This is a genomic window from Corynebacterium sp. p3-SID1056 (genome assembly GCF_025152525.1).
Lineage (GTDB): Bacteria > Actinomycetota > Actinomycetes > Mycobacteriales > Mycobacteriaceae > Corynebacterium.
The window spans coordinates 122,854-147,990 of record NZ_JALXXL010000006.1 but is presented as its reverse complement, the minus strand read 5'-3'; the positions used below and the strand labels follow the sequence as shown (position 1 = coordinate 147,990).

Here is a 25,137-nt window from a genome sequence, read left to right as displayed (position 1 = left end):
CTAGGATTGGCCCAATGCGCAGCGTTGAAGACCAGCGAGCAATGGTGGTTGACGCGGCGGTGACGCCTGAGCCGATCCGCGTCGGAATTCTGGATGCACTCGGCCTCATGTGCGCCGAGGAGATCGCCGCCACCGCACCACTTCCCGGCTTTGCCCAGGCCGCAGTTGACGGTTACGCCGTCCGCGCGGTCGACGTGGGTGGCACCGCTGGCCTGCGCACTACGCGCGAAGTGAAGGAAGTGAAGGACGCAGACGGCGAGGAGCCTTCGCGCCGGGACCGCACCTTACCGGTCGTGGGCGAGGTGGCCGCGGGTTCGCAGAAGCCGCTGCGCCTGCAGCCGCGCCAGGCCGTCCGGGTGGCAACTGGGGCTCCGCTGCCCACGCTTGCCGACGCCGTGCTGCCCCTGGAATGGACCGACCGCGGCCGCAAGCGACTGACTCCAACCCGCACGGTGCGCACGGGCGATTTTGTGCGTAAGCCGGGCTCGGATATTCAACCGGGCGACGTCGCTGTGCGTCAGGGCGCAGTGCTTGGGCCGGCCCAGATCGGGTTGGTCGCCGCCGCCGGCAGGGAGAAGGTGCTGGTCTACCCCCGCCCGCGCGTGACCGTGATCAGCTTTGGCCTGGAGCTCGTGGACGTGGACCGCACGCCCGGCCTGGGGCAGGTGTACGACGTGGCGTCCTACGCCGTGGCCGCGGCCGTCGAAGAAGCGGGTGCGGACGTGGTGCGCGCCGGACTGATCCAGGCGGAGCCACGCCGGCTCCGCGAGACCATCGCCGGGCATGTGACCCGCTCAGAGATGGTGATCATTACCGGCGCCGTGGGCGGTTCAGGGGCCAATGTGATTCAGGACGTGTTGCGCGAGATGGGCGAGATCGACACCCAGCGCGTGGCCATGCACCCAGGCTCGGTGCAGGGCTTCGGGCTGTTGGGCGAGGAACGCACACCAGTGTTCCTGCTCCCGGCAAACCCGGTCAGCGCGCTCGTGATCACGGAGACGATCGTGCGCCCAGCCATCCGGCAAGCGCTGGGCAAGGCCCAGGTGCAGCGCCGCCTTGTGCAGGCGCGTTCGGTGCGCGCCATCGAGTCCATCCCGGGCAGGCGTGCCTTCATTCGCGCACGCCTGATGCGCGACGTAGAAACCGGCGAGTACCTGGTCGAATCGCTCGCCACCGCCGAAGGGGGCGCGGCCCACCTGTTGGCTGGGTTCGCCGAGGCCAACGCCATGATCTGCCTGCCGGAGGACGTCACCGACGTGCGCCCGGGCGATGTGGTCGACGTCGAGTTTTTGCAGCAGCGCAGCTAGCCAGCAATGACCCTGTTGTCCCTGTTCCGCGAGCCAACGCCAGGCTGGCCCGAGCACACCCCGGCGGTGTGCATGCACGATGGTTCGGATGTGCGGCTGCGCCCGCTGAAGTCCGGCGACGGCCGCGTGTGGCGCGAGACGCGCATTCTCGACGAGCAATGGCTCAAACCCGTCGAGCCGACCGTGTCCGGCTCGTGGGAGGAAGCGCACTCCGCGCAGGCCTGGCGCGCCAATTGGCTGAATTTGCGCAAGCTGGCGTGGGCCGGTGCCGTCGTACCGCTGGTGATCGAGGTCGACGGGCACTTTGCCGGTCAGGTCACGCTGGGCAACATCCAGCATGGCGCGGTCGGCGAGTGCTGGATTGGCTACTGGGTGCATTCGCCGTTTATGGGGCGCGGGATCGCGACGGTGGCGTGTGCATTGGGCACGGACCATGCCTTCGGCAGGGTGGGGCTGCACCGGGTGACGGCGACCTTTCTGCCGGACAACCCGGCGTCGAGAAGCGTGCTTGCGGCGAATGGCTACCGCGAAGAGGGTTTCTTTCGCAAGAACCTGCACATCGACGGGCAGTGGCGCGACCATCACTTCGTGGCGCTGAATGCGGAGGACTTTGCGCAGGGCGCGGTCGAGCGTCTGCGGGCACAAGGGCGCGTGCGCTAAATTCTTGCGCCGGCACTCGGCGTGCCTGGCGGGGCCGTGGCGCTGACGCGGTTAGCGTAGGTGCAGTTTCTTGTCTACATTGCCGCAATCAGTCGCGTTGAAAGGTGGCTTTGCCCATGGGCAGCCTGAGCTTGATCATCGTCCTCATCCTCGTCGTGTGGATTATTGTGCTGGCCCCGATGCTGTCAGGGGGAGTGAAGAAGATCCGCCGCTCCGGCGAGGGCTACGAGGAGACGCGCGTGCTGCACGAAGGCGGTAGCGAACCTGTGGTCTCGCGGCGCCGCCCGAAGCTGACGGCCGCGGATGTGCACCAGCACGCCGCGTCGGATGATGACGTGGAGCTCGTTGAAGCCGAGGATGAGCAGGTGCTTATCGACGACGCGCCGCCCCTGCGCAGCATCTTCCGCAAGGATGTCGCCGCGACTGAGGAGACTCCCGTGGTGATCGATGCTGAGCCGGTCGAAGATGCTGAAGACGCTGAAAACACTGAAAATGCTGACAACGTCGACCGCACTGTCGAGGCTGTAGAGACTGAGGACGCGGCTGCCGAGGGCGGCTCGACGCGCGTGGAATTGGATACGGAAGACTCTGCGGACTCTGCGGATGAGGAGCGTTACGAGCTGCGCGAGGCCTACGAGTCCCCGGCCGATTTTGGCTACGTCGATGAAGTCGATGAAGTTGACGAAGCAGAGAAGGCCGAAAGCTCGCGCACCGAGGTAGAAGCACCCGCGGTGCAGGCGCCGGTCGGCGCGGACGCTCTGGAGCCGGACGACAGCGATATCGCTTTCGCGAAGACGCGCCGCGGTCGCGGCGGCTACGATCCGGAACGGGAACGTGCCGCGCGCGCGGAGCGCTTCCGTCGCCGCCAGCGCACCTTCTTGGGCCTCATTGCGTTGTTCGTGGCTACCTTCGTGTTGGCCTTCGTGGCCGGAGGCTGGACCTGGGTGTTGCCGGCGATTGCCGTGGCGCTCAACGTGTGGTTCTTCATTGCTGCCCGTGGCGTGGTGCGGAAAGAACGCGCACTGCACCAACGTCGCGTGCGTCAGCTGCGGCGTGCGCGGATGGGCGTGGACTTGGCGCAGCGCCCACAGTCGGCCCCGGGTGAGCGTCGACGCATCGGTTCCGTCATTTTGGACTTGGACGAGGAGCACCCGGATTTCGAGTCGCTCCCGTCCTACCGCCGCGAGCCGGAGTACGACGACTATTCCGACGACCGGCGCCACTACACTCCGCGTGCAAGCTAGTTGCTTTCACCGCTCCCACCAGCCGATTTCATCAGTTGGTGGGGGAGGAGTAACGTTTAGCCACAGCGCGGGGCTATAGCTCAGTTGGTAGAGCGTCGCGTTCGCAATGCGAAGGTCAGGGGTTCGATTCCCCTTAGCTCCACTGGATGAAACCTCCAGGTCACGTGACCTGGAGGTTTCTTCGTGTGAATGCTGGTAGTGGGGGCACTGGTCTAAATGGAGCTAGCTCCGTTTGGGGAATCTGGTTGAGTGCGACCTGGTGTTTTGTGTCGGGGTAGGCCTAAACGGAGCTAGCTCCGTTTAGGGTGAAAGATACCTGGCACCACGGGACGAAGTACGCACTCACCGGCACAGATACGGAGGGGCTTCGAGTCTTGCCTCACAGGGATACGTCAGCGTATCCTTGCACCGTTATTACCGGCCCGACAGGAGGAAACCTTGACCACTGAGAAGCTTCGCCGCGCGGTGCTTATCGTCGCCCTGTTGAACCTCGCCTACTTTTTCGTGGAGTTTATTGCCGCGCTGGCGATTGGCTCCGCCTCGCTCGCGGCGGACTCCGCAGACTTTCTCGAGGACACGGCCATTAACCTGCTCGTCTTCTTCGCCGTGGCGTGGCCGGCGCATCGCCGCCGCGTGGCGGGCAGCGTGCTCGCGGGGTTGATCCTCATTCCGGCCATCGCGGCGATTGTCATGGTGGTGACCAAGATCATTAACCCGGTCCCACCTTCGCCCGAGGGGCTAACCGGCGTTGCCATCGGCGCACTCGCGGTCAACCTCATTTGCGCGGTGATCCTGCTCAAGCTGCGCGACCAGGGCTCCTCGCTGGCGAAGGGGGCGTGGCTGGCTGCGCGTAACGACGCGCTGGCCAACGTGCTCATTATCGTCGCGGGTCTGCTCACCTTCGTGTGGCCGACCGCCTGGTTCGATATCGTCGTCGGCGCGATCATTGCCGCGATCAACCTCTCGGCGGCGAAAGAGGTGTGGGAGGAGTCCCGCGAGGAGCACGCCTCGGTCGAGGAGGCCTTCGAGGACATGGGTGAGTGCTAGCTGCTCCATACACCTGAGGCACCGCAGCGCCAGGTGCCAACCAAATTGGTGTCGACTATCCCCACCGATTCCATAAGCGCGTACATGGTGACCGGACCGACGAAGGTAAAACCCCGCTTTTTCAAATCTCGCGCGAGCGCCTTCGATTCGGGCGAAGAGGTGGGCACTTCTTCAGCAGTACGGGGACGCGGCGTGGTCTCGGGCTTGTACGACCAGATGAACTCGCCGAGGTGGGTGCCTTCCTCGCGCAGCGCCAGCGTGGCTTTCGCATTCGTGACAGCGGCGTTGAGCTTCTTCCGGTTGCGGATCAGGGCGGGGTCGTCCAGCAGGTGATCGACCGATTCCATCGCGGCGACTGTATCCGGATCAAACCCGAAGAAGGCATCTCGCAGGGCTTCGCGCTTCGCCAGGATCAAACGCCAGGACAGCCCGACTTGGAATCCTTCGAGGCAGAGGCGCTCAAAGAGCGACGCTTCGTCGTAAAGCGGCATGCCCCACTCGGTGTCGTAGTAGGCGCGCAGGAGCGGGTCGGTGGCGGCCCACGATGGGCGCACCAGGCCGTCGTCACAGGTGATGGGCGTGGACTTGGGTACTTTGTTGAAATTGCTCATATATATTTGACTCAATTTATGGCGCTTCGGTTCCATCGGTAGGGTAATTGGCATGAACAGGCCCGCCGTTCGAGACTTCGCCCTCCTGCTGATGCGCCTGGTTGTTGGGGCGGTTTTCATCGCCCACGGCTACCAGCATTGGTTCGCCTCCGGCATGAGCGCAACCGCGCAGCAATTCGCCCACTTCGGGGTGCCGCAGCCCGCCTTAAGCGCCTACGCCACCGGCACGGTCGAGCTTATCGGCGGCACCTTCCTCGTGATCGGCCTGCTCACCACGATCGCTGCCTCGCTGTTGCTGTTGCTCACGATCGCGGCCACCTACTTCGTGCACCTGGGCAACGGCTTCTTCGTCGCCGACGGGGGTGTGGAGTACACGCTGGTGCTCGCAGTGGCGCTGTTTGCGCTCGTGGTCTTCGGGACGGGGCGCGCGAGCCTGGATGGGGTGTTGACGCGTGATTAGCCACGAACAGGTCCAGGCCGCACTCTCCGCGCGCATTGACGGCGAGGCACCGGGCCTCGAGGACTCGCTTATCGACGCCCACCTGGCCTCCTGCGAGGAGTGCGCCGCATTCTGGGAGCGCTCGCTCGCGCTGTCGAAGCAGGTCAGCTTCGCCGAGGTCGACGGCGGGATGGCACCGCCGGGGGATCTCTCCGAGGTGATCCTGGCTGGGGTGGATGAGAAGTGGCGAAAGCTTGCGCAGCGCCGTTTGGTCACCCTGGCAATTGGGCGCATTGCGCTGGTGCTTGCCGCTGTGGTGTGGGCCGTGTGGGCAGTGCAGCCCCTGCTGGGCAGCGGAGCGGCTGACGGGCTGATGACGTCGACGGCCGCGGTGCGCTTCGGCGTCGCCCTAGCGTTGGCGGTGAGCGCCTGGCGCCCACGGCAGATCCCAGGTGTGCTGCTCATCGTGGGCACGATGTTCACGTTTACCGCCGGTTTTGCGGTGCGTGACTGGGTGCTCTCGATTGGCGAGTTCGTGCCCAGCATCGTGCTGATCCCCCTGTTTACGCTGATTGGGCTTGTGTGGACCTGGGTGGCGGACCGCGGTATCGAGATTCGCCGAGCCTGGCACCTGCTCGACGCCAACCCGAGCTAGCGCGCTACTTCCAGCTGGGCAGCCACATGAGCGACTGGAAGTAGTTTTCCGGGATCATGTAGCCGTAGAACAGCGGCGAGAAGTACACAAAGTTCGCCACCACGAGCGCCAGGTAGGCGAGCACCGCCAGCTGCCCCGAGCGCAAGTCTGCTCCCGCGACGCGGCGCACGAAAGCACTGCCGCTCGGCGCGCCCTTTTGCGCAAGATTGCCCAGCGCTAGGCCGAGCAACACTGCGGTGAAGGGGACCAGCGCGGTGGCGTAGAAGAAGTACATCTGGCGGTCAAATGCCGCAAGCCACGGCAAGAACCCGGCCATGAACGCCACCAGCGGCACGATGACTCGGTAGTCGCGGCGGGTGAGCCACACCCACGCTGCCCACAACAGGATCGGGATGGTCAGCCACCAAATCGCAGGCGTGCCGAAGAGGTAAATCATCTCCCGGCACGTGTTGCCGTTGCCACAGCTTAAGTCGGTGTTGGAGTAGTAGAGGATCGGGCGCGAGGCCACGAGCCAGGCCCAGGGCTTGGAATCCCACGGGTGGGAATGCCCGGACGAGGAGGTCAGCGAGCTGTGGAACTCGAGCACCGAGAAGTGGTAGTAGAACCATTCCGCCGCCGGCGAAGGCAAGTGTGTCAGCCACGGCCAGTCAGAGCCTTCCACCGTGCCGTCGGCGACAGCGTGGCGGTACACGGAAGTCTCCGAGGCGAACCACGCGCGCCAAGACCAGAGGTACAACACAGCGGGGACTACCACGATGGAGGCGAGCGCGGACGGCACGTCGCGAAGCAGCGCACCAGCAATCGGCTTTTCGACGCCATAGCGCTTGCGCAGCCACACATCCCAAAACGCGGAGAGCAGGCCGTAGAAAGCGATGTAGTACAGACCCGACCACTTCACCCCAAGCGCGAGGCCGAGCAGCACGCCGGTGGCGAAGCGCCACCAGCGAAAGCCCAGGCGCGGGCCCAGCGGGCCGGACTCGTCGAGCTTGCCAGTGAGGTAGGCGTCGTGCCAGCGCCGGTGCACCTGCTGCATATCGCCGGTGAGGGTCCAGGCAGCGGCGACGACAAAGAAGACCTGAAAGATGTCGAGCATGCCGAATTTGGCGGCGACGAGCAGCACACCGTCGAAAAGCGCGATGGTGCCTGCGAAGATGCCGACGCTGGTGGACTGGCTCAGCCTGCGCGCGATAAGAAAGACAAACACGATCGTCGCCGCGCCGAAAAGCGCAGTACACAGACGCCACCCGAGCGGCGTGTAGCCAAAGAGCTGCTCGCCCCACGCAAGCAGCTGCTTGCCCAGCGGCGGGTGCACCACCAGGCCGTAGCCCGGGTTGGACTCGATGCCGCCGAGCACCGGGTTGATGTAGTCGCGCACCATGTCCCAGGCCTGCGGCACGTAGTGCTTCTCATCGAAGACAGGGGTGCCCTCCGAGGTGGGTTGCGTCAGCCCCAAAAAGCGCGTGAAGAGCGCCAGGACCCCGATCACGCTTGCGGCGATTGTGTCGTGCCGGGACCAGGGCACCGTGATGGGCGCAACCGGTTCGGGGCGTTTCGTTCTCAACGCTTTTGGGGTAACAGGGGACACTTGGGTACTCACGGACAAGGATCTTACTGGGTCGTGCGTATGCTTGAGGTTTATGGTTGCCTCCACAGATTTGCCCCAGGACGCGCTGCCCACACGTGGGGTGGTGCTCGCCGCGACCCCGCTGGGCAACATCGGTGATGCCAGCCAGCGGCTGCGCGACATGTTGGAGCGCGCTGAGGTGATTGCCGCGGAAGACACGCGCCGCACCCGGGCGCTGGCCGCAGCTTTAGGCGTGACTCCACGCGGCAAGTTTGTCTCCAACTTCGACCACAACGAGGCCACACGCGCCGACATGTTGCTGCACGCGGCACGTAGTGGGGTGGTGCTGGTGGTCACGGACGCCGGCATGCCGATTGTCTCGGATCCCGGTCTCGACCTTGTCGCCGCCGCGCACGACGCGGACATCCCAGTGACCTGCCTGCCCGGCCCAAGCGCCGTGACGACGGCACTCGCCCTGTCCGGCCTCAACGTGGGGCATTTTCTTTTCGACGGCTTTGCGCCCCGCAAGCCGGGCCCGAAAGATACCTGGTTGCAGTCGTTGGTTGGGCAAGAGCGGGCCATCTGTTTCTTCGAATCCCCGCATCGCACCGCCGACACCTTGGCGCGCGCCGCAAGGATTCTCGGCGCGGATCGCCGCGCCGCCGTGTGCCGCGAGCTGACGAAAACCTACGAGCAGGTTAAGCGTGGCACGCTCGCGGAGCTCGCGCAGTGGGCAGAAGAGGGCGTGCGCGGTGAGGTCACCGTCGTCATCGAGGGCGGGGCCGCGTCGGTAGAAGAACCTGCAGACCTGGTTGGGGAGGTGCTCGCCCGTGTGGAGCGCGGCGAGCGGATGAAGGACGCGTGCAAGGCCGTCGCCAAGGCGCACGGGGTGAAAACCGGCGAGTTGTATGACGAGGTGCTCGCGGCAAGGAAATAGGAAGGGCTGTCCTTCAGTTCGTGCCTTCAGTTCGTGCTGAGACTTTATTTACGTTAACCTGCAAAAGTCATACGAGTTAGTCAATAAATTTCAAGGAGTGATCGATGTCTCAGCGTGAGACTGGTCTGGATCCGCACGATCCGGACGCAGAGCCGCGGAGCGAAGATCCGCAGATTGAAAACGATTCAACGAACCCCACGCCTTCGGCGGTCGGCGAGCTCGCCTCGTTGCTGGACGCAGACAGCGCTGGCGAACGCGGCAATTACCTCGACCCGGAGGAGCAGGTCGAGCGCAAGGCAGACGCTGCAGAGGCCCCGATCGACTGGGGGATCATCGTCCCGATCGCCGTGCTGGTGGTCGCCATGGTCTCCTGGGGCTTGCTTGCCCCAGAGCATTTCTCCAACTTTGCCGACGTCGCTTTCGGCTGGGTCATCGACAACCTGGGTTGGGCCTTCGTACTCGGTGGGACGGTGTTTGTCCTCTTCGTCATTGTGATCGCTTGCTCGAAATTCGGCACGATCCGTTTGGGAACCAGCGATGAGCGTCCGGAGTTTAAGACCAGCTCCTGGATTGCCATGATGTTCGCCGCAGGTATGGGCATCGGCCTGATGTTCTATGGCGCCTCCGAGCCGCTGTCGATGTACCTCGACGGCGTTCCCGGTCACGAGCCACGCGAAGTGGGCACGGGCATGGCGCAGACCATGTTCCACTGGACGCTGCACCCGTGGGCGGTCTACGCCATTATTGGCCTGGCTATCGCGTACTCCACCTTCCGCCTCGGCCGTAAGCAACTGCTGTCGAGCGCCTTTATCCCGTTGATCGGTGAGAAGGCTGCTGACGGCGTGCCTGGCAAGATTATTGACGGCTTCGCCATCTTTGCCACCATCTTCGGCACCGCCTGCTCCCTGGGGCTGGGCGCGCTGCAGATTAGCGCCGGCCTGGAGGCTTCGGGCTTTGTGGACAATCCTTCCGACACGCTGATCATCGGCATCGTCGCGGTACTGCTGCTCGCCTTCTTGCTCTCCGCGATGTCGGGCGTGTCCAAGGGCATCCAGTGGCTGTCCAATACCAACATGGTTGTGGCTGCCGTGCTGGCCATCTTCGTGTTCGTCTTCGGCCCGACCGTCGCTCAGCTCAACATGCTGCCCACTGCAGTCGGGACCTACCTGCAGAACTTCTTCGAAATGGCTGCCCGCACCGCAGAAAGCGCTAATGGCGAAGCCGGTGAGTTCCTTTCCGGTTGGACCATCTTCTACTGGGCATGGTGGATCTCCTGGTCCCCGTTCGTGGGTACCTTCCTGGCGCGTATTTCCCGCGGCCGCACCATCCGCGAGTTCTGCCTTGGTGTCATGCTCGTTCCGGCCGGCCTGTCCACCGTGTGGTTCGCCATCTTCGGCGGCACCGCGATCAAGATGGAGCAGGAAGGCAATTCCATCTACGGCGAGGGCACCTCGGAGGAGCAGCTGTTTAACCTGCTGCACTCCCTGCCGGGCGGCGTAGTCATGGGCGTGTTTGCACTGATCCTGCTGGCCACCTTCTTCATCACCTCGGCGGACTCCGCGTCCACGGTGATGGCGTCTATGTCCCAGAACGGTAAGTCGGACGCGAAGCCGTGGATCGCTGCGATGTGGGGCGTGGCCACCGCTGGTGTGGGCCTGACCCTGCTCATCTCGGGCGGCTCGGATGCACTGAACTCGCTGCAATCGGTGACCATTGTCGCAGCGACGCCGTTCCTGCTCATTCTCATCCTGCTCATGTTTGCGATTGTGAAGGATCTGTCGAACGACACGATCTACCTCGATCGCAAGGAGCAAGAACGCTTCGCGCGCCAGCTCGCTATCGAGCGTCGCATGCACCGCGACCAGCTCGAGCTGGAGCAGAAGAAGGAGCAAGTCAAGCGCGCTTTGGGTGGCAAGCGAAACTAATCGCGCCACGCTTGGCATTTCCCCAGCGCCCCACACAGTGAGGGGCTGGGGATTTTCTATGCCCGGATTCGACGCTGATTGCAGGTTGATTATGCTTAATTACCATGACTGCATCTGAGAACGTTCTTGTCTGCGTCGCCTGGCCGTACGCGAACGGCCCGCGCCACATTGGTCACGTTGCTGGCTTCGGAGTGCCCTCCGACGTGTTCGCTCGTTACCAGCGAATGTGCGGCAAGAATGTGCTGATGGTCTCGGGCACCGACGAGCACGGCACGCCGCTTCTGGTGCAGGCAGACAAGGAGGGCGTGAGCGTCAAGGAGCTCGCGGACCGCTACAACGCGCAGATCGTGGAGGATCTGGCCGGCCTCGGCCTTTCCTACGACCTTTTTACCCGCACTACCACGCGCAACCACTACGCGGTGGTGCAGGAGCTGTTCAAGGGGCTGTACGCCAACGGCTACATGCTCAAGGAAACCACGAAGGGCGCGATCTCCCCGTCGACGGGCCGCACGCTGCCGGACCGCTACATCGAAGGCACCTGCCCGATTTGCGGTGCCGATGGTGCGCGCGGCGATCAGTGCGACGACTGCGGCAACCAGCTCGACCCCGCGGACCTCATCAACCCGGTGTCGAAGATTAACGGCGAGACGCCGGAATTCGTCGAAACCGAGCACTTCATGCTGGACCTGCCTGCTATGCACGACGCGCTCGCGCAGTGGCTGGATACCCGCAAGGAGTGGCGGCCCAACGTGCTGAAGTTCTCCTTGAACCTGCTGGAGGACATGCGCCCGCGCGCGATGACGCGCGACATCGACTGGGGTATTCCGATTCCGGTGGAAGATTGGCAGGATAACCCGTCGAAGAAGCTCTACGTGTGGTTTGACGCAGTGGTCGGTTACCTCTCTGCCTCGATCGAGTGGGCCGCGCACACCGGTGACCCGGAAGCGTGGAAGACCTTCTGGCAGGATCCTGCCACCGAGGGCTACTACTTCATGGGCAAGGACAACATCACCTTCCACTCCCAGATCTGGCCGGCCGAGCTGCTCGGCTACGCGGGCAAGGGCGCAAAGGGCGGTAAGGTTCACCAGCTCGGCGAGCTCAACCTGCCCACCGAGGTCGTGTCCTCCGAGTTCCTCACCATGTCGGGTTCGAAGTTCTCATCCTCCAAGGGCGTCGTCATCTACGTCAAGGACTTCCTCAAGGAGTTCGGTCCCGATCCGTTGCGGTACTTCATCGCGGTGGCGGGCCCCGAAAACAACGACACCGACTTCACCTGGGACGAGTTCGTCCGCCGCGTGAACAACGAGCTGGCGAACGGCTGGGGCAACCTTGTCAACCGCACCGTGTCGATGGCGCACAAGAACTTCGGCTCGGTGCCGACCCCGGGCGATCTCACCGATTCGGATCGTCGGATCTTGGATTTGGCCCAGCAGACTTTCGCTACCGCGGGCGAGGACCTTTCCAAGGCACACTTCAAGGCGGCAATCACCAAGATCATGCACGTCGTCGGCGAGGCGAATGCGTACATTGCCGAGCAGGAGCCGTGGAAGCTTGCCAAGGAAGATTCCCAGCGCGAGCGCCTGGCTACCGTGCTGTGGACCGCGCTGCAGGTGGTCTCGGACTGTAACGCCATGCTCACCCCGTTCTTGCCACACATCGCGCAGCAGGTCCACGAGACCCTCGGCCGCACCGGCGTGTGGGCCGCCAGCCCGCGTATCGAGGAGGTCACGGACGACGCGGACTACGAGCTCGTCGGTGTAGGCCTGCCGGAGCAGGGGCAGAAGTACCTGACGATTACCGGCGACTACACCAGCCAGCAGGCAGTGTGGCGTCGCGTGGAGGTTGAGGCGGGCACCGAGCTTGCCAAGCCGAAGCCGTTGGTGGCCAAGCTCGACCCGAAGCTGGGCGAAACCGGCCCCGAGTGGGCTCCCGTCCAGTAGTCGATGCCAGCGCAGCCAACGCGTAAGCACTCGCTGGAATTTGGCGGGCGCACGCGCACGTGGATTGAGGTGCCCGGCGAAGACACCGGCACCCTGATCCTGTTTTTGCACGGCTCGCGCCAGTCCGGCAACGTCGCGCGCAACTTCACGGACCGCACCTTCGAGTCGCTGGGGCATACCGTCATCTACCCGGACGGTGTGGGGCGGCACTTCAACGACGCCCGCCGCGGCTTCCAGGAATCGGCGCGTACGCTCGGTATCGATGACGTCGGCTTCCTCACCGAATTGCTCGCGCGCTACCCGCACGAGCGCGTGATCGGCTGCGGCTTCTCCAACGGAGGCCAGATGCTCATCCGCATGCTTCTCGAGGCCCCCTCCGCCCTCAGCGCAGCTGCGCTCTTTGGGGCGTCCATGCCCACCGAGGACAACACGCTGCCTCCACAGAACCCGGAGCAACCGTGGCACCCGACCCCAATCCTGTGCGTGCAGGGCACCGCAGATCCGCTTGTCCCATACGAGGGCGGCATGGCCGGCATCGGCGGCAATAATCGCGGCTTGACTCGTTCGGCCCAGGACTCCGCCGAGTATTTTGCACGGCGAAACGGAGCAACCTTCGAGGGCCGGACGCAGCTAGGCGAGCATGTGTTTACCGACACCTGGAACGGGGATGCCCCAGTCCGCCTGGTCACCATCGAGGGCTTCGGCCACATGGTGCCGTGCGCCAAGGACCTCGACCCGCGCCTTGGCCCGGGGACCCGTGAGGTGACGGGGGCGGGGCTCGTCGAAAAGTTCTTGCTTTAGCGCGTGTGTAGGTAGAGGTCCGTCGCGGTGTCGGACACGAATTCCTCGAAGCCGCCGACTGCCTCGACCTCTGCGGCGCACGCACGCCACACCCGCGACAGCTCAGTGCGCGGGCCCGTGTGGCGGTGGACAAGAGAAGATGTCTGCGCAAAGTGCACCAGCTCGACGCGCTCGTCGCCGGTGTCGCCGGCGAAGGGTTCGACGAGGGGCAAATCCAGATCGTCCACCACGAAGCCGACGCCGACGTCGAAGGTGCCGGCGGGCTCGGAGAGGATGTAGGCGCGCGCGGGTCCGGGCTCCGCGCCGGTGGAGATGAGGAATTCGCGCAGGTTGGGCAGCGCCTCGCGGGTCAGCGCGGCCATTTCGGTGGGGCTGACGGTGTCGCGCACGACAATGGCGGTATGCGCAGGGACGGTTGCGCGATCAAAGGAATGCATGGCTTGAACCTAGCAAAGTGCTCACAAAAATTGCTGCACGAAGGTGGTGAGCTTGCCGGCTTCTTCGTCCTCGAAGCGGGCATCCACGATGACGAGCGGGGCAGCGTATTTGGGCTCGGAGCTTTCCACGTCGCGGGCGACGACGAGGTCGGTGCCGTAGTCGTCGATAAGCAATTGCCACGCGAAGCCATGCTCGCGCACGAGTGCTGCCCCGAGCGCGGTGCCGAAGATGCGGGCGGTCTCGCCGCGCGGGTAGCTGCGGCGCACGTCGGCGGGCAGGGTGAGGTAGTAGGCGAGCGTGTCCTCGAAGCTCTTTACCACGGCGTCGACGTCGCCATTGATACCGCGGCCCGCAGCCTCGGCCAAGTCGCGGTCGAGCTGGGCTTGGGTCTGCGGGTCCAAATCTGTAAATGCCATAGGCTCTACTGTATGAGCAAAAAGAAACCACGCCCCACACCAGTTCCCGCCGAGCGCATCGCCACGCTTGTCGACGCCCACACCCACCTCGCCTCGACCGGCGCCCGTACCCAAGCGGAAGTGGATGCGATTGTGGCTCGGGCGCTCGACGCAGGGGTCGAGCGGATGTGCACCGTCGGCGACGATTTGGAGGAGGCCGAGCTAGCACTGGCGGCCGCGCACATGAACGAGCGGGTGTTCGCCGCGTGCGCGATCCACCCGACTCGCGCCCACGAGCTGGATGAGCATGCGCGCACCCGCCTGCGCGAGATGACGGCGGATGAGCGCTGCGTTGCGGTGGGGGAGACCGGCATCGACACGTACTGGCTGAAGCACGACGCAGAAAAGACTGCCCCGATCGAGGTCCAGGAGGAGGCGCTGCGCTTCCACATTGACTTGGCTGTGGAAAGCGGCAAGACGCTGATGATCCACAACCGCGAGGGCGACGCGGAGCTCATGCGCATCTTGGCGGATGCGCCGGCACCGCGCGAGGTCATGCTGCACTGCTTTTCCTCGCCGGTGGAGGTAGCGCGCGAGGCGATTGAGCGTGGCTACGTGCTCAGCTTCGCGGGCAATGTGACGTTCAAGCGTAACGAGGGGCTCCGCGAGGCGGCGAAACTCGCGCCTGCCGGCCAACTGCTCATCGAGACGGACGCGCCGTACATGACGCCGGAGCCGTTCCGGGGCGCGAGGAACGAGCCGGCGCTGATTGGGCATACCGCGAAGGTGGTCGCAGAAGCGCGCGACATGTCAGTAGAAGCGCTTGCGGAGGAGGTCTCGTCGACCTTCGACCGCGTGTTTAACCTGTGATCAAAGTTGCCTCTGAGGTGCAAGAAGGGTCGTGTGGGGTCATGGTGTGTGATGCGACACGCGGCAAGGTCACAATCTTGTAAACGCCGCGTTGTTATCGTATTGTTACCGCAGTACTACATGGCTGTATCACGAAAAAGGAATGCACCCCGCTTATGTCCCGCACTACTTCTCGCACCCCCGCCGCCAAGCGTGTCGTGGCCAGCACCGTGGCTGGTGCCGCGATCGTCGGTAGCGCGACCGCTGCCGTCGCCGCTCAGAAAGACATCACCGTTGACGTCAACGGTGAAGCCACGACCGTCTCCACCTTCTCTGGTGACGTGGACAAGGCGCTGCAGGCTGCAGGCGTCGAAGTCACTGACGCCGACCTGGTCTACCCGGCACCAGGGCAGAAGCTGGCCAATGGAGACACGGTGACGGTGCGCACCGCGAAGCCGGTCGCTGTCGTGGTCGATGGCGTGGCGCAGGAGCTGACGTCGACGGCCGCCACCGTCGGCGACCTGCTGGACGAGGCCGGGATGGCAGCGAACGCCGCCACGGACGTGGACCGTGACCAGCCCGTCACCGAGGGGCTCAACGTGGATGTGACGACCCCGAAGATCGTCTCGATCAACGATGGCGGCGCAGTGACCTACACCTCGGCTGCGGCGAAGACGGTGGGCGACCTGCTTGCTGAGCGCGGCATTACCTTCGACTCCAACGACCGACTCAACGTGCCGCTGGACGCACAGGTCACCCCGAACATGCAGATCAACCTGGATCGCGTGGAGATTGTCAAGGACCGCGAGGTCGTCGACGTGAAGGCGCCTGCCAAGTACATCGATGACCCGGAGATGGAAGAGGGCACCGAAGAGATCCGCGAGGAGGGCGTCCTGGGTGAGAAGCAGGTCATCCGCCACACGGTGCTGGTCAACGGCCAGCCGGAGGACACTTTCGTTGCCTCGGCACACGAGACCCGCGAGGCGAAGCCAGCCGTGATCGTCCGCGGCACGAAGAAGGCGGAGAAGGAAGGCAACACCGGTGCGGCAGCCCCGGCTGTGGCTGATGGCTCCGTGTGGGACGCGATCGCCCAGTGCGAGTCGGGCGGCGACTGGTCCATCAACACGGGCAACGGCTACCAGGGCGGCCTGCAGTTCAACCCCGGCACCTGGGCTGCCTACGGCGGCACCGCCTACGCCCCGACCGCGGACCAGGCGACCCGCGAGCAACAGATCGCGATCGCGGAGAAGACCCAGGCCGCGCAGGGCTGGGGCGCGTGGCCCGCCTGCACCGCGAAGCTTGGTCTGCGCTAGGCGCGTATGACTTCGTCCCAACTTTTGGGCCCGGTCGAGATTCGTGAACTCGCCGAGGAGCTCGATATCAACCCGACGAAGAAGCTCGGTCAGAACTTCGTCCACGACCCAAATACGGTCCGCCGCATCGTGGCCGCAGCCGAGCTTTCGCCCCAAGACTCCGTGGTGGAAGTCGGCCCTGGTTTGGGCTCCCTCACCCTCGCGCTGCTTGATACCGCAGCGCAGGTGACCGCGCTAGAAATTGATCCTCGCTTGGCGCAGCGGCTGCCAAAAACCGTGCACACCTACGCGCCTGCGCACGCTTCGAAGCTGACCGTGACCAACATCGACGCGCTCACCGTCACGCCCGCCGACGTGGAGGTCGCCCCGACGGCGCTGGTGGCGAACCTGCCGTACAACGTGTCCGTGCCGGTGCTGCTCCACTTGCTCGAGCAGTTCCCCTCCATCCGCCGGGTCCTGGTCATGGTGCAAAAGGAAGTCGCCGACCGCTTGGCGGCCACGCCGGGGTCAAAAATCTATGGCGTACCGAGCGTCAAGGCCGCCTTCTACGGCGACGTGAGCCGTGCCGGCACGATTGGCAAGCACGTCTTTTGGCCGGCCCCAAACATTGCTTCCGGCCTTGTGCGCATTGACGTCACCGCGGACAGCACGCGCCGCGCGTCACGCGAGGCGGTCTTCCCGCTTATCGACGCCGCGTTTTCCCAGCGCCGCAAAACCCTAAGATCCACGCTTGCCCAGGTCTATGGCACCCCGCAGGCCGCCGAAGCAGCCCTCCGCGCGGCCGGCATCGACCCGGGCCTGCGGGGCGAAAAGCTTGGCGTGGAAGACTTCCTCCGGCTGGGCGAGGCGCGCGATGCCTAAGACACCCACGAGCTTTCGCGCCTCGGCACCCGGCAAGGTCAATCTGCACCTCGGCGTCGGCGAGGCCCGCGCGGACGGCTACCACGAACTCGTCACCGTGTTCCAGGCCGTGGACCGGCGCGAACAGGTCACGCTGCGCGTCGTCGACGGTCCGGCTGTGGGGACGGGCAGCGTGGTCCGCGGCATGCACACCGAGTTCCACGTTCAGCGCCCGGCGGAAGACATTGATACCCCGGCAAACCTGGCATGGCGCGCGGTCGACGCTGTCGTCGACGAGTGCCGGAAGTTTGCTCAAGGCTTGCCGCCGGTGCGCATCGAGGTGGAAAAGCACGTCTTCGTCGCTGGCGGCATGGCGGGCGGCTCCGCGGATGCCGCGGCCGCGCTCGTTGCGGCGGCGCGCTACGCGGCTGCGTATACGGGCGTGGAACTCGGTGCCGATCGGCTGCACCAGCTCGGCGCCGAACTCGGTGCCGACGTACCGTTCTGCCTGCGCGGCGGCACGGCCTTGGGTACCGGCCGCGGGGACGAGCTGGTCGATATGCTCACGCGTGGGGATTCACACTGGGTGTTTATTAACCCCAAGATGGGTATCTCCACGGGGAAGGCGTTCGGGTTGCTTGACGACATGCGGCACGACGACCCAGCCCTTGTCCCGCATCTGCGCACCACCGCGCTGAGCCAGACGCTGGCCCGCGGCGACCAAAAGGCATTGGCACAGCACTTGCACAACGACCTGGAGTCCGCGGCGCTGCGGATGCAGCCTCGTTTACAGCACGTGATTCGCGCTGCGGAGGAGATCGACGGGGTGCTGCGTGCGATCGTCTCCGGTTCTGGACCCACGATCGCCGCGCTGTGCGCAGATGCACACGCTGCTGCATCGGCGCGCGCAGCGATGCAGAAGCGATTTCCCGAATATGAGGTAGTTACCGCCGCTGGGCCGGTGCCTGGCGCACAGTAGACTTGGGTTCCTATGGTGAACCTGATCAATCTGGAAAATGTATCCAAGACGTGGGGGCTGAAAACCCTGCTGGACGGCGTGTCGCTTGGCGTGCAGTCCGGCGATCGCATCGGCATCGTCGGCGTCAATGGCGGCGGTAAGACGACCCTGCTCGAGGTACTGACCGGCCTCGAAGCGCCGGACGCAGGCCGCGTGTCCCACAACTCGGATCTGCGCATGGCGGTGGTGACCCAGCGCTTTGACTTAGATGAAACATTGACCGTAGGCCAGGCGGTGGTGGAGCCGCTCGGCCTGCAGACCTACGAGTGGGCGTCGAACGCCAAGGTGCGCGAGGTGCTCAAGGGCACCGGAGTCGCGGAGCTCGGCTTGGATACCCAGGTGGGCAACCTGTCCGGCGGCGAGCGCCGTAGGGTCAACATCGCCGCAGCGCTCGTGCAGGACTTGGACCTGGTGGTGCTGGACGAGCCGACGAACCATTTGGATGTGGAGGGCGTGCAGTGGCTCGCTGAGCACCTGATGGCGCGCAAGGTCGCCGTGGTCGTGGTTACCCACGATCGCTGGTTCTTGGACACTGTCGCCACACTGACCTGGGAGGTCCACGACGGCACGGTGGACGTCTACGAGGGCGGCTACAACGACTGGACGTTCGCGCGCGCCGAGCGCGCACGGCAGGCGGACGCGATCGAGCAGCGCCGTCAAAACCTGGCGCGCAAGGAGCTCGCGTGGCTACGCCGCGGCGCTCCTGCGCGTACCTCCAAGCCGCGCTACCGCATCGAGGCCGCCGAGGCGCTGATCGCGGACGTGCCGGCTCCGCGCGACAAAGTCGAGCTCATGGCCTTTTCCAAGCAGCGGCAGGGCAAAGTCGTCATCGAGCTGGAGGATGCGCGCATCGACGCCCCCGACGGGCGCACCTTGGTCGACCACCTCACCTGGCGGCTCGCCCCTGGAGAGCGAATCGGCCTCGTTGGGGTGAATGGTTCGGGCAAGACCACGCTGCTGCGCACGCTCGCCGGCGAGTACCCGCTTGCGGCGGGCAAACGGATCGAGGGGCAGACCACCCGGATTGGCTGGCTGCGCCAAGAGCTCGACGACCTGGATCCCTCGCGCCGGGTGATTGACGCGGTCGAGGACGTGGCCAATTACGTACACATCGGCAATAAAGAGATTTCTGCCTCCCAGCTGGCCGAGCGCCTCGGGTTTAGCCCGAAACGGCAGCGCACGCCGGTCCGGGATCTCTCGGGCGGCGAGCGCCGTCGCCTGCAGCTGACACGTGTGCTCATGAGCGAGCCGAACGTGCTGCTTCTCGACGAGCCGACCAACGACCTCGACATCGACACGCTCCAGGAGTTGGAAAACCTGCTCGACACGTGGCCCGGCACCCTGGTGGTTATCTCGCACGACCGCTACCTCATCGAGCGCATCGCCGACAACACCTACGCCCTGTTCGGGGACGGGCAGCTGACGAACCTGCCTGGCGGCATTTCGCAATACCTTGAGCGCCGAGCAGCTACCGAGGAAGACACCGGCCCGCTCGACCTGGGGGAGAAGAATGATGCACCGCAGGAGGCCCACCCCGGTCTGAGTTCGCAGGAGGAGCGGGAGCTGCGCAAGAAGATGAAGGCGCTGGAACGCAAGATCGGCAAGGCCGATGAACAGATCGAGGCGGTAGAGGCGGAGATTGCTGCCATGTCGAGTACAGGCGCGCCGGATTTTTCCGCGATTGGAGAGAAAACTCAGCAGGTTGGCGCGTTGAAAGGGGAGCGCGACGAGCTGGAGATGCAGTGGCTGGAGCTCGGTGAACAGCTCGAAGGCTAGCTAAATGGGCTCGCCGTCGTTGATCTTGGCGATGAGCTCGTTGACGATTCGGCCCTGCTCCTCCAACGAGGCCTGGAGGTAGTCGGAGGCTTCCTGGCGGCGTCCCTCGACCAGCATCTCAACAAGGCGTTCGTTGACGGTGATGAATTGGCGGTTGAACGTTGGGGTGCGCTGCACAATTGGGAGCGTGGCCAACCGGAGAAAGGCGTCAAGCTGATCCATCGTGTCGCCGAGGGTCTTTGACCCCATCGCGGAGAGTACGACGTGGTGGAAAGTCTGGTTGATCGCCGCCACGAGGTCATCGTCGTCTTGGGTTATCGCCTCGCGTGCCTCCTCGTTGAGCTCGTGAAGACGGTCCACGTCGAGGTGCTCGCCCCAGAGGAGAGCAGCGGGTTCGATCGCGGCGCGGGCACGATACGTGTCGGTCACAAAGTCTGGGGAGGGTGTGGCCAGGAAGACGCCGCGATTGGGGATGCGTTCACACAGGCCTTCAGAAGTCAGCATGGCGAAAGCCTCGCGCAGAGTGTTGCGGGAGACGCCAAAACGTTCAGCCAGAGCTACTTCGTTGAGCTTCTGGCCGGGCGAAAACTCGCCGCGCGAGATGGCGCGGCGAATTTCAGCGGCGACGTTTTGAGCAAGCATGGCATCCGTGTGTGGTGGGAAACAGGGGCAGTATTGAGTTAGTGCTTTCGCGGGCTAAAAGGCGCAAAGCAATATTGTAACGGTACCTCCGCCCAGTTCTTACTTCTGCTGGGTGTGGTCCGCTCTCAAGCCTATCCCAGAATTGTTCAACGATTGGAATTTCACCAACGTTTGCCGTGCTTCTCCTGCTATGCGTCCAAACTTGTGACAGAATATGACGTATGGGAACTAACGGACATAATTCTTTCAAGTTTCGTCGGGTGCTCGCCGCGACTCTCGGGCTCATGCTCGCCGGCACCGGAGTGGCCGCTGCGGCAGAGGGGTCCAGCGAGCCCGCACCGCTGGTTTCGCTGCAGCTCGATACCCTGTCGTCTTCGAATACCTTCAAGGTGCCAACCGTGGCGCCCATTGAGGTGCCACAGCACGTGCGCGAGGCGGCGGCACGCGCCGGTATCGAGGTGCCGGAGCGCATCGTCGTGGATCCGCGCACCACGGCAGCATCACGCGCCAAGGTCGATGCGCAGCTGGAGGCGGACTCCGAGACGCAGCTGACGCGTGAAGGTCACCACAAGGATGCGCGTGCGGAGGCAATTGCTGCCGAGTGGGCGCAGCAGGCTGTCGACGGCACGGCCACCTTCAACGGCGATGTCGGCCGCGGTACAACGCATGCGGAGGAGGGAACTGGCCAGATCTACCGGCTGGATGATGCGGCAGCACAGCAGCGGCTCGACTTCCTCAACCGCGAGAACGTGGAAACGACCCCGCACCCGCACCCGAGCGGTTTCGGTGTGGCAGTTGCGCGCAGCGAGGACGGCACCACCGCGTACTTGGTGGAGTACTTCCTGCGCTAAACACGCGAGATCGCTAGGGTGGGGCGCATGATTCTTATCAACGTCCGTTTCCGGCCCCTGCCCGAGTACGTCGACAACTTCCGCGAGGTGGTCGCTGAGTTCACCGACGCGAGCCGCGCGGAAGACGGTTGCCTCTTCTTTGACTGGTACCGCTCCACCGATAACCCGGACGAGTACCTGCTCATCGAGGCGTTCAAGGACGATGCTGCGGAGGCCCACGTGAACTCGCAGCACTTCAAAAACGCCCAGGAACTCTTCCCCAAGGTGTTGAAGCAGACCCCGACGATCATCAACACGCTCATTGAGGGCAAGACCGAGTGGGACACGATGGCTGAGTTCCAGGTGCCCGCCCAGGATTAACCTGTACGCACGCTTTGCTTACATGCATAACGCCTGAGTACGGTGAAGTGTATGAGCGAAGAATTTGCGGGGAAGAAGCCGCCGAAGCTTTCCAAGAAGGCCTATGAGAAGGAGCTTTTGCGGCTCCAGGCAGAGCTCGTCCAGATGCAGCAGTGGGTGGTGCGCACCGGTGCCCGCCTGGTCATCGTGATGGAGGGGCGCGACGCAGCTGGAAAGGGCTCCGCGATTAAGCGGATTACCCAGTACCTCAACCCGCGCACCTGCCGTATCGAGGCGTTGCCGAAGCCCACGGAGCGCGAGTCTGGCCAGTGGTACTTTCAGCGCTACGTTGAGCGCCTGCCTGCGGCTGGCGAAATCGTCATCTTCGACCGGTCCTGGTACAACCGCGCAGGTGTGGAGCGCGTGATGGGCTTTTGCACCTCGCAGGAGTACCGCCGCTTCTTACACCAGGCACCGATCTTCGAGCGCCTGCTCGTCGAGGACGGCATCATGCTGCGCAAGTACTGGTTCTCTGTCTCCGACGAGGAGCAGTACAAGCGCTTCCAGTCCCGCAAGGAAGACCCGCTGCGCCAGTGGAAGCTCTCGCCGATGGACTTAGAGTCCATCACCCGCTGGGAGGACTACTCGCGCGCAAAGGACGAGATGTTCGTCCACACCGACATTCCTTCCGCGCCCTGGTACACGGTGGAGAGCGAGGATAAGAAGCGCTCCCGCATCAACGTGATTTCGCACCTGCTGTCCACCGTGCCTTACGAGCACGTGGAGGTGGAGCTGCCGGAGATTCCGGAGCGCCCGGAGATCACGGATTACTCGCGCCCGCCGCGTGAGGAATTCCGCTACGTGCCCGACGCGGCTGCCAAGCTGGAAGAGCGCCACGTCGCGTCGAAGAAGACGAAGAAAAAGAAGCACAAGTAGGTCACAACTTTGGGCGCCCACGCGGGGTGGACACCGTGGGCGCGTTGGGGATCCAAAATCTCAACGGTGCATCGGCGTTCTTACTGATGCCGATGCGCGGCCCCGCAACCCATTCGGGTTCGGCCTCGCGCTCAGTCAGTGTGACCGGCGTGCCGTTGTCTTCCAGGCTCAGGCCCAGTGCCTGCCCCAGATTGCCGGGCCCGCGAGCTAAGTTAGCAAAAGGAATTCGTTTCCGCTCGGGCTTTTGCCTCCGCGAGCGCGCGAGTGTTTCGCCCTCGATGATTTCGCCGCCGCGCATGAGGCAGCCCTGCCCCTGGCCTTCCGGCGCGCACACAATGTTGCCGTTGAGGTGGATGCCGTAGGACAGGTAGACATACAGGGTTCCGCCTGGGCCGAACATCGCCTCGTTCCGCGCGGTTTTCCCCCGGTGCGTGTGCGCCGCCGGGTCATTCGCGCCGGTGTACGCCTCGACCTCGGTCAGCCGCACGGTGACACCGTTGTGGGTAATCAGGCAGCCTAAAAGCTGGGGCGCAACGGCATCAGCGGGTTGGGAAAAGTCGATCATCTGACGGCCCACTGCGCCAGCTTCTCGACGGCCGCGTACTCCCCATTCGTGCCGATCACCTCATCTGCCACCTGCTTGAGTGTCGGGTGCGCATTGCCCATCGCGACGGCGTAACCAGCGGCCTCGAGCATGGCCGAGTCGTTGAGATAATCACCGATCGCGGCGGTCTCGGCGTGCGCGATCCCGAGCGTATCGGCGAGGGCAAGCAGGGCGTTTCCCTTCGAAGCTGCAGGTGGCATGATGTCGAGCCAATGGGCAGAGCTGACTAGTGCGTGCAGCTCGGGGGCGAGCGTGTGCACCCAGGGCAGGCCGAGGCGTTCCGCGCCGCCGTCGACAAAGAGGGCGATTTTGACGATCTCGTGCAGTGGGGCGTCGAAAAGCGAGCGCACTTGCGTGTTGGCCAGGTAGTACTTGTCCACCTCGCGCTGTACCTCAGCGGGGGTTGAGGCGCGCGTGTACGAGGCCTCGGGCGCGCACAGTACCGGGTGGACGATAAACGGTGTGCGCTCGAGCGCCTCCGTGATGCTGCGAACCGTCTCCTCGGGGATCGTGGAGGTGGCGACGATCGTCCCTTTGTGTTCGACGACCGCGCCATTTTCCGCGATGAAGGTATCGGGTGCGTTGCGGGCGAACATGCCGCGCAGGGTGGCAAGCTGCCTCCCGGACGCCGGCGCGACGGTCATACCGGCTGCGTGGGCTGCGTCCAACGTCGGCCAAAACGACTCGGGGATTACCCCCTCGGGGGTGAGCAGCGTGCCGTCCATATCGAGAGCTACGAGACGTGGGATATTCATTGGCTCCAGCCTACCCGTGGAAAATTGCTCGACCATTTTTGTGTGATGTGCAACACTGGTGTGCATGACTGCATTCTTAGACACATCCATACGAGGCACGACCGGCATTATCACGCTTGACCGCCCCAAAGCGCTGAACTCCCTGAACGACGAGATGATCCACGGCATCTACAGCACCCTCAAGGGCTGGGAACGTGACGATGCCGTCACCCAGGTAGTAGTGCGATCTAGCTCCAGGCACTTCTGCTCCGGGGGCGACGTCAAACTTGCGCGCGAGGAGATCCTTGAGGGGAATCGGGAAGATGTGAGCGCCTTCTTCGCCGAGGAATACGAGATGAACCACTACATCGCGAATTACCCCAAGCCCTACATCGCGCTCGTCTCGGGGGTGGACATGGGCGGAGGGATGGGCATCTCTGCGCTTGGCTCGCACATGGTCGTGCAGGAGGGGGCGTTCGCCTCGATGCCGGAGATGAACATTGGCTACGTCACTGACGTCGGGCAGTCCTGGAAGCTGCAGCATTTGCCGCAGCGGCCGTCGCTGGCGCTGGGCAAGTTTTTGGGGCTGACCGGATACCGCTTGCAGGCCGACGACATGCTCGACCTGGGGCTTGCCTCGCACAAAGTGGCAACGCTTGAGGGACTTACGGAACGGATCGTCGAGGAAGGGCTGGGCGTCCTCGACGAGGTCGCGCTACCGGCTGGGAGGAACAGCCTGGAGCAGTGGTTCGAACAGATAGAGGAAGTCTTTGTCGGCTCGTGGGCCGAAATCCAGGCGCGTCTCGACGGCGCGGGTGCGTTCGGCGAAGAGGTGAAAAAGCTCACGTCTCAGGCCTCGCCCTCCGCGCTCGTGGCCGCGGCTGAGCTTTTTGAGGCGAACGCCGCCCTGGGCCTGAAAGGTGCGCTGGAAAACGAGCGCGTGCTTGGAGAGCTCATCCGCCACGAGCCGGACTTTGCGGAGGGCGTGCGTGCCGTGTTGGTAGATAAGGATCAGTCGCCATCCTTTGCGCCGCAGCCTGATCCCGAGAAATATCGGGCGGTGCTTCGCTAGAACAGGAGCATTTCGACTGCGCGCACGATGGAGTCCCACAAGCCGATCACGGAGTGGCTCAAATCGTTGAGTGATGCCTGCCAGGAGGCAGGAAGGAACTCGGTGGCTGGGGTGAACAGGGCGTCACGCAAATCCTGCGCGCCGGAGTGCATATTGGCGTTCAATTGAGAGCTTAAATCCATGGCAATCATGCTACGCCT

Annotated in this window: 27 protein-coding genes and 1 tRNA gene; 20 read left to right on the top strand and 8 right to left on the bottom strand. The window is 64.2% G+C overall.

Annotated features, from left to right (window positions below; all coding sequences use genetic code 11):
- Nucleotides 1–14: 14 nt before the first annotated feature.
- From glp to M3G14_RS07145, 5 genes are all read left to right on the top strand, one after another.
- Complete coding sequence (gene glp / locus M3G14_RS07165) at nucleotides 15–1,307, top strand: gephyrin-like molybdotransferase Glp (protein ID WP_259925824.1); 1,293 nt, start codon at nucleotides 15–17, stop codon at nucleotides 1,305–1,307.
- A 6-nt stretch (nucleotides 1,308–1,313) separates the two neighbouring features.
- Entirely contained in the window at nucleotides 1,314–1,967 is a 654-nt protein-coding gene (locus tag M3G14_RS07160; RefSeq protein ID WP_259925823.1) for a GNAT family N-acetyltransferase, read from the top strand.
- Nucleotides 1,968–2,083: 116 nt separating this feature from the next.
- Nucleotides 2,084–3,211 carry a gephyrin-like molybdotransferase receptor GlpR gene (glpR, locus tag M3G14_RS07155; RefSeq protein ID WP_259925822.1) on the top strand — a complete coding sequence of 376 codons (1,128 nt, stop codon included), beginning with the start codon at nucleotides 2,084–2,086 and terminating at the stop codon, nucleotides 3,209–3,211.
- 69 nt (nucleotides 3,212–3,280) lie between these two features.
- Nucleotides 3,281–3,353: transfer RNA gene (locus M3G14_RS07150), tRNA-Ala, on the top strand.
- A gap of 296 nt (nucleotides 3,354–3,649) precedes the next feature.
- A complete protein-coding gene (locus M3G14_RS07145) occupies nucleotides 3,650–4,258 on the top strand; it encodes a cation transporter (RefSeq protein ID WP_259925821.1) in 609 nt (202 codons plus the stop codon).
- Here the strand turns inward: M3G14_RS07145 and M3G14_RS07140 are convergent.
- Nucleotides 4,255–4,869 carry a DNA-3-methyladenine glycosylase I gene (locus tag M3G14_RS07140; RefSeq protein ID WP_259925820.1) on the bottom strand — a complete coding sequence of 205 codons (615 nt, stop codon included), beginning with the start codon at nucleotides 4,867–4,869 and terminating at the stop codon, nucleotides 4,255–4,257. The two genes, M3G14_RS07145 and M3G14_RS07140, sit on opposite strands and share 4 nt — an antisense overlap.
- Before the next feature lie 52 nt (nucleotides 4,870–4,921).
- On the opposite strand from M3G14_RS07140, the gene M3G14_RS07135 reads away from it, so the two are divergent.
- Entirely contained in the window at nucleotides 4,922–5,329 is a 408-nt protein-coding gene (locus M3G14_RS07135; protein ID WP_259925819.1) for a DoxX family protein, read from the top strand.
- Entirely contained in the window at nucleotides 5,322–5,963 is a 642-nt protein-coding gene (locus M3G14_RS07130; RefSeq protein ID WP_259925818.1) for a zf-HC2 domain-containing protein, read from the top strand. The genes M3G14_RS07135 and M3G14_RS07130 overlap by 8 nt, the downstream gene beginning before the upstream one ends.
- Nucleotides 5,964–5,967: 4 nt before the next feature.
- On the opposite strand, the gene M3G14_RS07125 is transcribed toward M3G14_RS07130, so the two are convergent.
- The gene (locus M3G14_RS07125) at nucleotides 5,968–7,524 is read right to left on the bottom strand and encodes a dolichyl-phosphate-mannose--protein mannosyltransferase (protein WP_259925817.1); all 1,557 of its coding nucleotides are present in this window, start codon (nucleotides 7,522–7,524) and stop codon (nucleotides 5,968–5,970) included.
- 76 nt (nucleotides 7,525–7,600) lie between these two features.
- Here M3G14_RS07125 and rsmI point away from each other — a divergent pair, with 76 nt between their 5' ends.
- From rsmI to M3G14_RS07105, 4 genes are all read left to right on the top strand, one after another.
- The gene (rsmI, locus tag M3G14_RS07120; RefSeq protein ID WP_259925816.1) at nucleotides 7,601–8,464 is read left to right on the top strand and encodes a 16S rRNA (cytidine(1402)-2'-O)-methyltransferase; all 864 of its coding nucleotides are present in this window, start codon (nucleotides 7,601–7,603) and stop codon (nucleotides 8,462–8,464) included.
- 104 nt (nucleotides 8,465–8,568) lie between these two features.
- Complete coding sequence (locus M3G14_RS07115) at nucleotides 8,569–10,389, top strand: BCCT family transporter (RefSeq protein ID WP_396122208.1); 1,821 nt, start codon at nucleotides 8,569–8,571, stop codon at nucleotides 10,387–10,389.
- Nucleotides 10,390–10,493: 104 nt separating this feature from the next.
- Entirely contained in the window at nucleotides 10,494–12,329 is a 1,836-nt protein-coding gene (metG, locus tag M3G14_RS07110) for a methionine--tRNA ligase (RefSeq protein WP_259925815.1), read from the top strand.
- A 3-nt stretch (nucleotides 12,330–12,332) separates the two neighbouring features.
- Entirely contained in the window at nucleotides 12,333–13,130 is a 798-nt protein-coding gene (locus M3G14_RS07105; protein ID WP_259925811.1) for a PHB depolymerase family esterase, read from the top strand.
- On the opposite strand, the gene M3G14_RS07100 is transcribed toward M3G14_RS07105, so the two are convergent.
- Together M3G14_RS07100 and M3G14_RS07095 are read right to left on the bottom strand one after the other, a co-directional pair.
- Complete coding sequence (locus M3G14_RS07100; RefSeq protein WP_259925810.1) at nucleotides 13,127–13,567, bottom strand: hypothetical protein; 441 nt, start codon at nucleotides 13,565–13,567, stop codon at nucleotides 13,127–13,129. The two genes, M3G14_RS07105 and M3G14_RS07100, sit on opposite strands and share 4 nt — an antisense overlap.
- A 21-nt stretch (nucleotides 13,568–13,588) precedes the next feature.
- Complete coding sequence (locus tag M3G14_RS07095; protein ID WP_259925809.1) at nucleotides 13,589–13,984, bottom strand: DUF3806 domain-containing protein; 396 nt, start codon at nucleotides 13,982–13,984, stop codon at nucleotides 13,589–13,591.
- 12 nt (nucleotides 13,985–13,996) lie between these two features.
- Here M3G14_RS07095 and M3G14_RS07090 point away from each other — a divergent pair, with 12 nt between their 5' ends.
- The 5 genes from M3G14_RS07090 to M3G14_RS07070 all read left to right on the top strand — a co-directional run bounded on the left by M3G14_RS07090 (nucleotide 13,997) and on the right by M3G14_RS07070 (nucleotide 19,759).
- Nucleotides 13,997–14,833 (top strand): TatD family hydrolase, encoded by an 837-nt coding sequence (locus tag M3G14_RS07090; protein WP_259925807.1) that lies wholly within the window; start codon nucleotides 13,997–13,999, stop codon nucleotides 14,831–14,833.
- 155 nt (nucleotides 14,834–14,988) lie between these two features.
- The gene (locus M3G14_RS07085) at nucleotides 14,989–16,125 is read left to right on the top strand and encodes a resuscitation-promoting factor (RefSeq protein ID WP_259925806.1); all 1,137 of its coding nucleotides are present in this window, start codon (nucleotides 14,989–14,991) and stop codon (nucleotides 16,123–16,125) included.
- A 6-nt stretch (nucleotides 16,126–16,131) separates the two neighbouring features.
- Nucleotides 16,132–16,986, top strand: coding sequence for a 16S rRNA (adenine(1518)-N(6)/adenine(1519)-N(6))-dimethyltransferase RsmA (gene rsmA, locus M3G14_RS07080; RefSeq protein WP_259925804.1), 855 nt, complete (start codon nucleotides 16,132–16,134; stop codon nucleotides 16,984–16,986).
- Nucleotides 16,979–17,944: a 4-(cytidine 5'-diphospho)-2-C-methyl-D-erythritol kinase gene (locus M3G14_RS07075; protein ID WP_259925803.1), complete on the top strand. Its 966-nt coding sequence runs from the start codon at nucleotides 16,979–16,981 to the stop codon at nucleotides 17,942–17,944. The genes rsmA and M3G14_RS07075 overlap by 8 nt, the downstream gene beginning before the upstream one ends.
- A gap of 12 nt (nucleotides 17,945–17,956) precedes the next feature.
- Nucleotides 17,957–19,759, top strand: coding sequence for an ABC-F family ATP-binding cassette domain-containing protein (locus tag M3G14_RS07070; RefSeq protein WP_259925802.1), 1,803 nt, complete (start codon nucleotides 17,957–17,959; stop codon nucleotides 19,757–19,759).
- On the opposite strand, the gene M3G14_RS07065 is transcribed toward M3G14_RS07070, so the two are convergent.
- Nucleotides 19,760–20,401: a GntR family transcriptional regulator gene (locus M3G14_RS07065; RefSeq protein WP_259925800.1), complete on the bottom strand. Its 642-nt coding sequence runs from the start codon at nucleotides 20,399–20,401 to the stop codon at nucleotides 19,760–19,762.
- A 221-nt stretch (nucleotides 20,402–20,622) separates the two neighbouring features.
- Here M3G14_RS07065 and M3G14_RS07060 point away from each other — a divergent pair, with 221 nt between their 5' ends.
- Genes M3G14_RS07060 through ppk2 form a run of 3 tightly spaced genes read left to right on the top strand, consistent with a single transcriptional unit; the run spans nucleotide 20,623 to nucleotide 22,527 of the window.
- Nucleotides 20,623–21,252 (top strand): hypothetical protein, encoded by a 630-nt coding sequence (locus M3G14_RS07060; protein ID WP_259925799.1) that lies wholly within the window; start codon nucleotides 20,623–20,625, stop codon nucleotides 21,250–21,252.
- 27 nt (nucleotides 21,253–21,279) lie between these two features.
- The gene (locus M3G14_RS07055) at nucleotides 21,280–21,612 is read left to right on the top strand and encodes a putative quinol monooxygenase (protein WP_259925798.1); all 333 of its coding nucleotides are present in this window, start codon (nucleotides 21,280–21,282) and stop codon (nucleotides 21,610–21,612) included.
- A gap of 51 nt (nucleotides 21,613–21,663) precedes the next feature.
- A complete protein-coding gene (gene ppk2 / locus M3G14_RS07050) occupies nucleotides 21,664–22,527 on the top strand; it encodes a polyphosphate kinase 2 (RefSeq protein WP_259925797.1) in 864 nt (287 codons plus the stop codon).
- A 1-nt stretch (nucleotide 22,528) separates the two neighbouring features.
- Here ppk2 and M3G14_RS07045 read toward each other — a convergent pair whose 3' ends face one another.
- Nucleotides 22,529–23,092, bottom strand: coding sequence for a DNA-3-methyladenine glycosylase (locus M3G14_RS07045; RefSeq protein ID WP_259925869.1), 564 nt, complete (start codon nucleotides 23,090–23,092; stop codon nucleotides 22,529–22,531).
- Entirely contained in the window at nucleotides 23,089–23,886 is a 798-nt protein-coding gene (locus M3G14_RS07040; RefSeq protein WP_259925796.1) for an HAD family hydrolase, read from the bottom strand. The genes M3G14_RS07045 and M3G14_RS07040 overlap by 4 nt, the downstream gene beginning before the upstream one ends.
- Nucleotides 23,887–23,950: 64 nt before the next feature.
- On the opposite strand from M3G14_RS07040, the gene M3G14_RS07035 reads away from it, so the two are divergent.
- Nucleotides 23,951–24,937, top strand: coding sequence for a 3-hydroxyisobutyryl-CoA hydrolase (locus M3G14_RS07035; RefSeq protein WP_259925795.1), 987 nt, complete (start codon nucleotides 23,951–23,953; stop codon nucleotides 24,935–24,937).
- Here the strand turns inward: M3G14_RS07035 and M3G14_RS07030 are convergent.
- The gene (locus tag M3G14_RS07030) at nucleotides 24,934–25,119 is read right to left on the bottom strand and encodes a hypothetical protein (RefSeq protein ID WP_259925794.1); all 186 of its coding nucleotides are present in this window, start codon (nucleotides 25,117–25,119) and stop codon (nucleotides 24,934–24,936) included. The genes M3G14_RS07035 and M3G14_RS07030 overlap by 4 nt on opposite strands.
- Nucleotides 25,120–25,137: the final 18 nt, after the last annotated feature.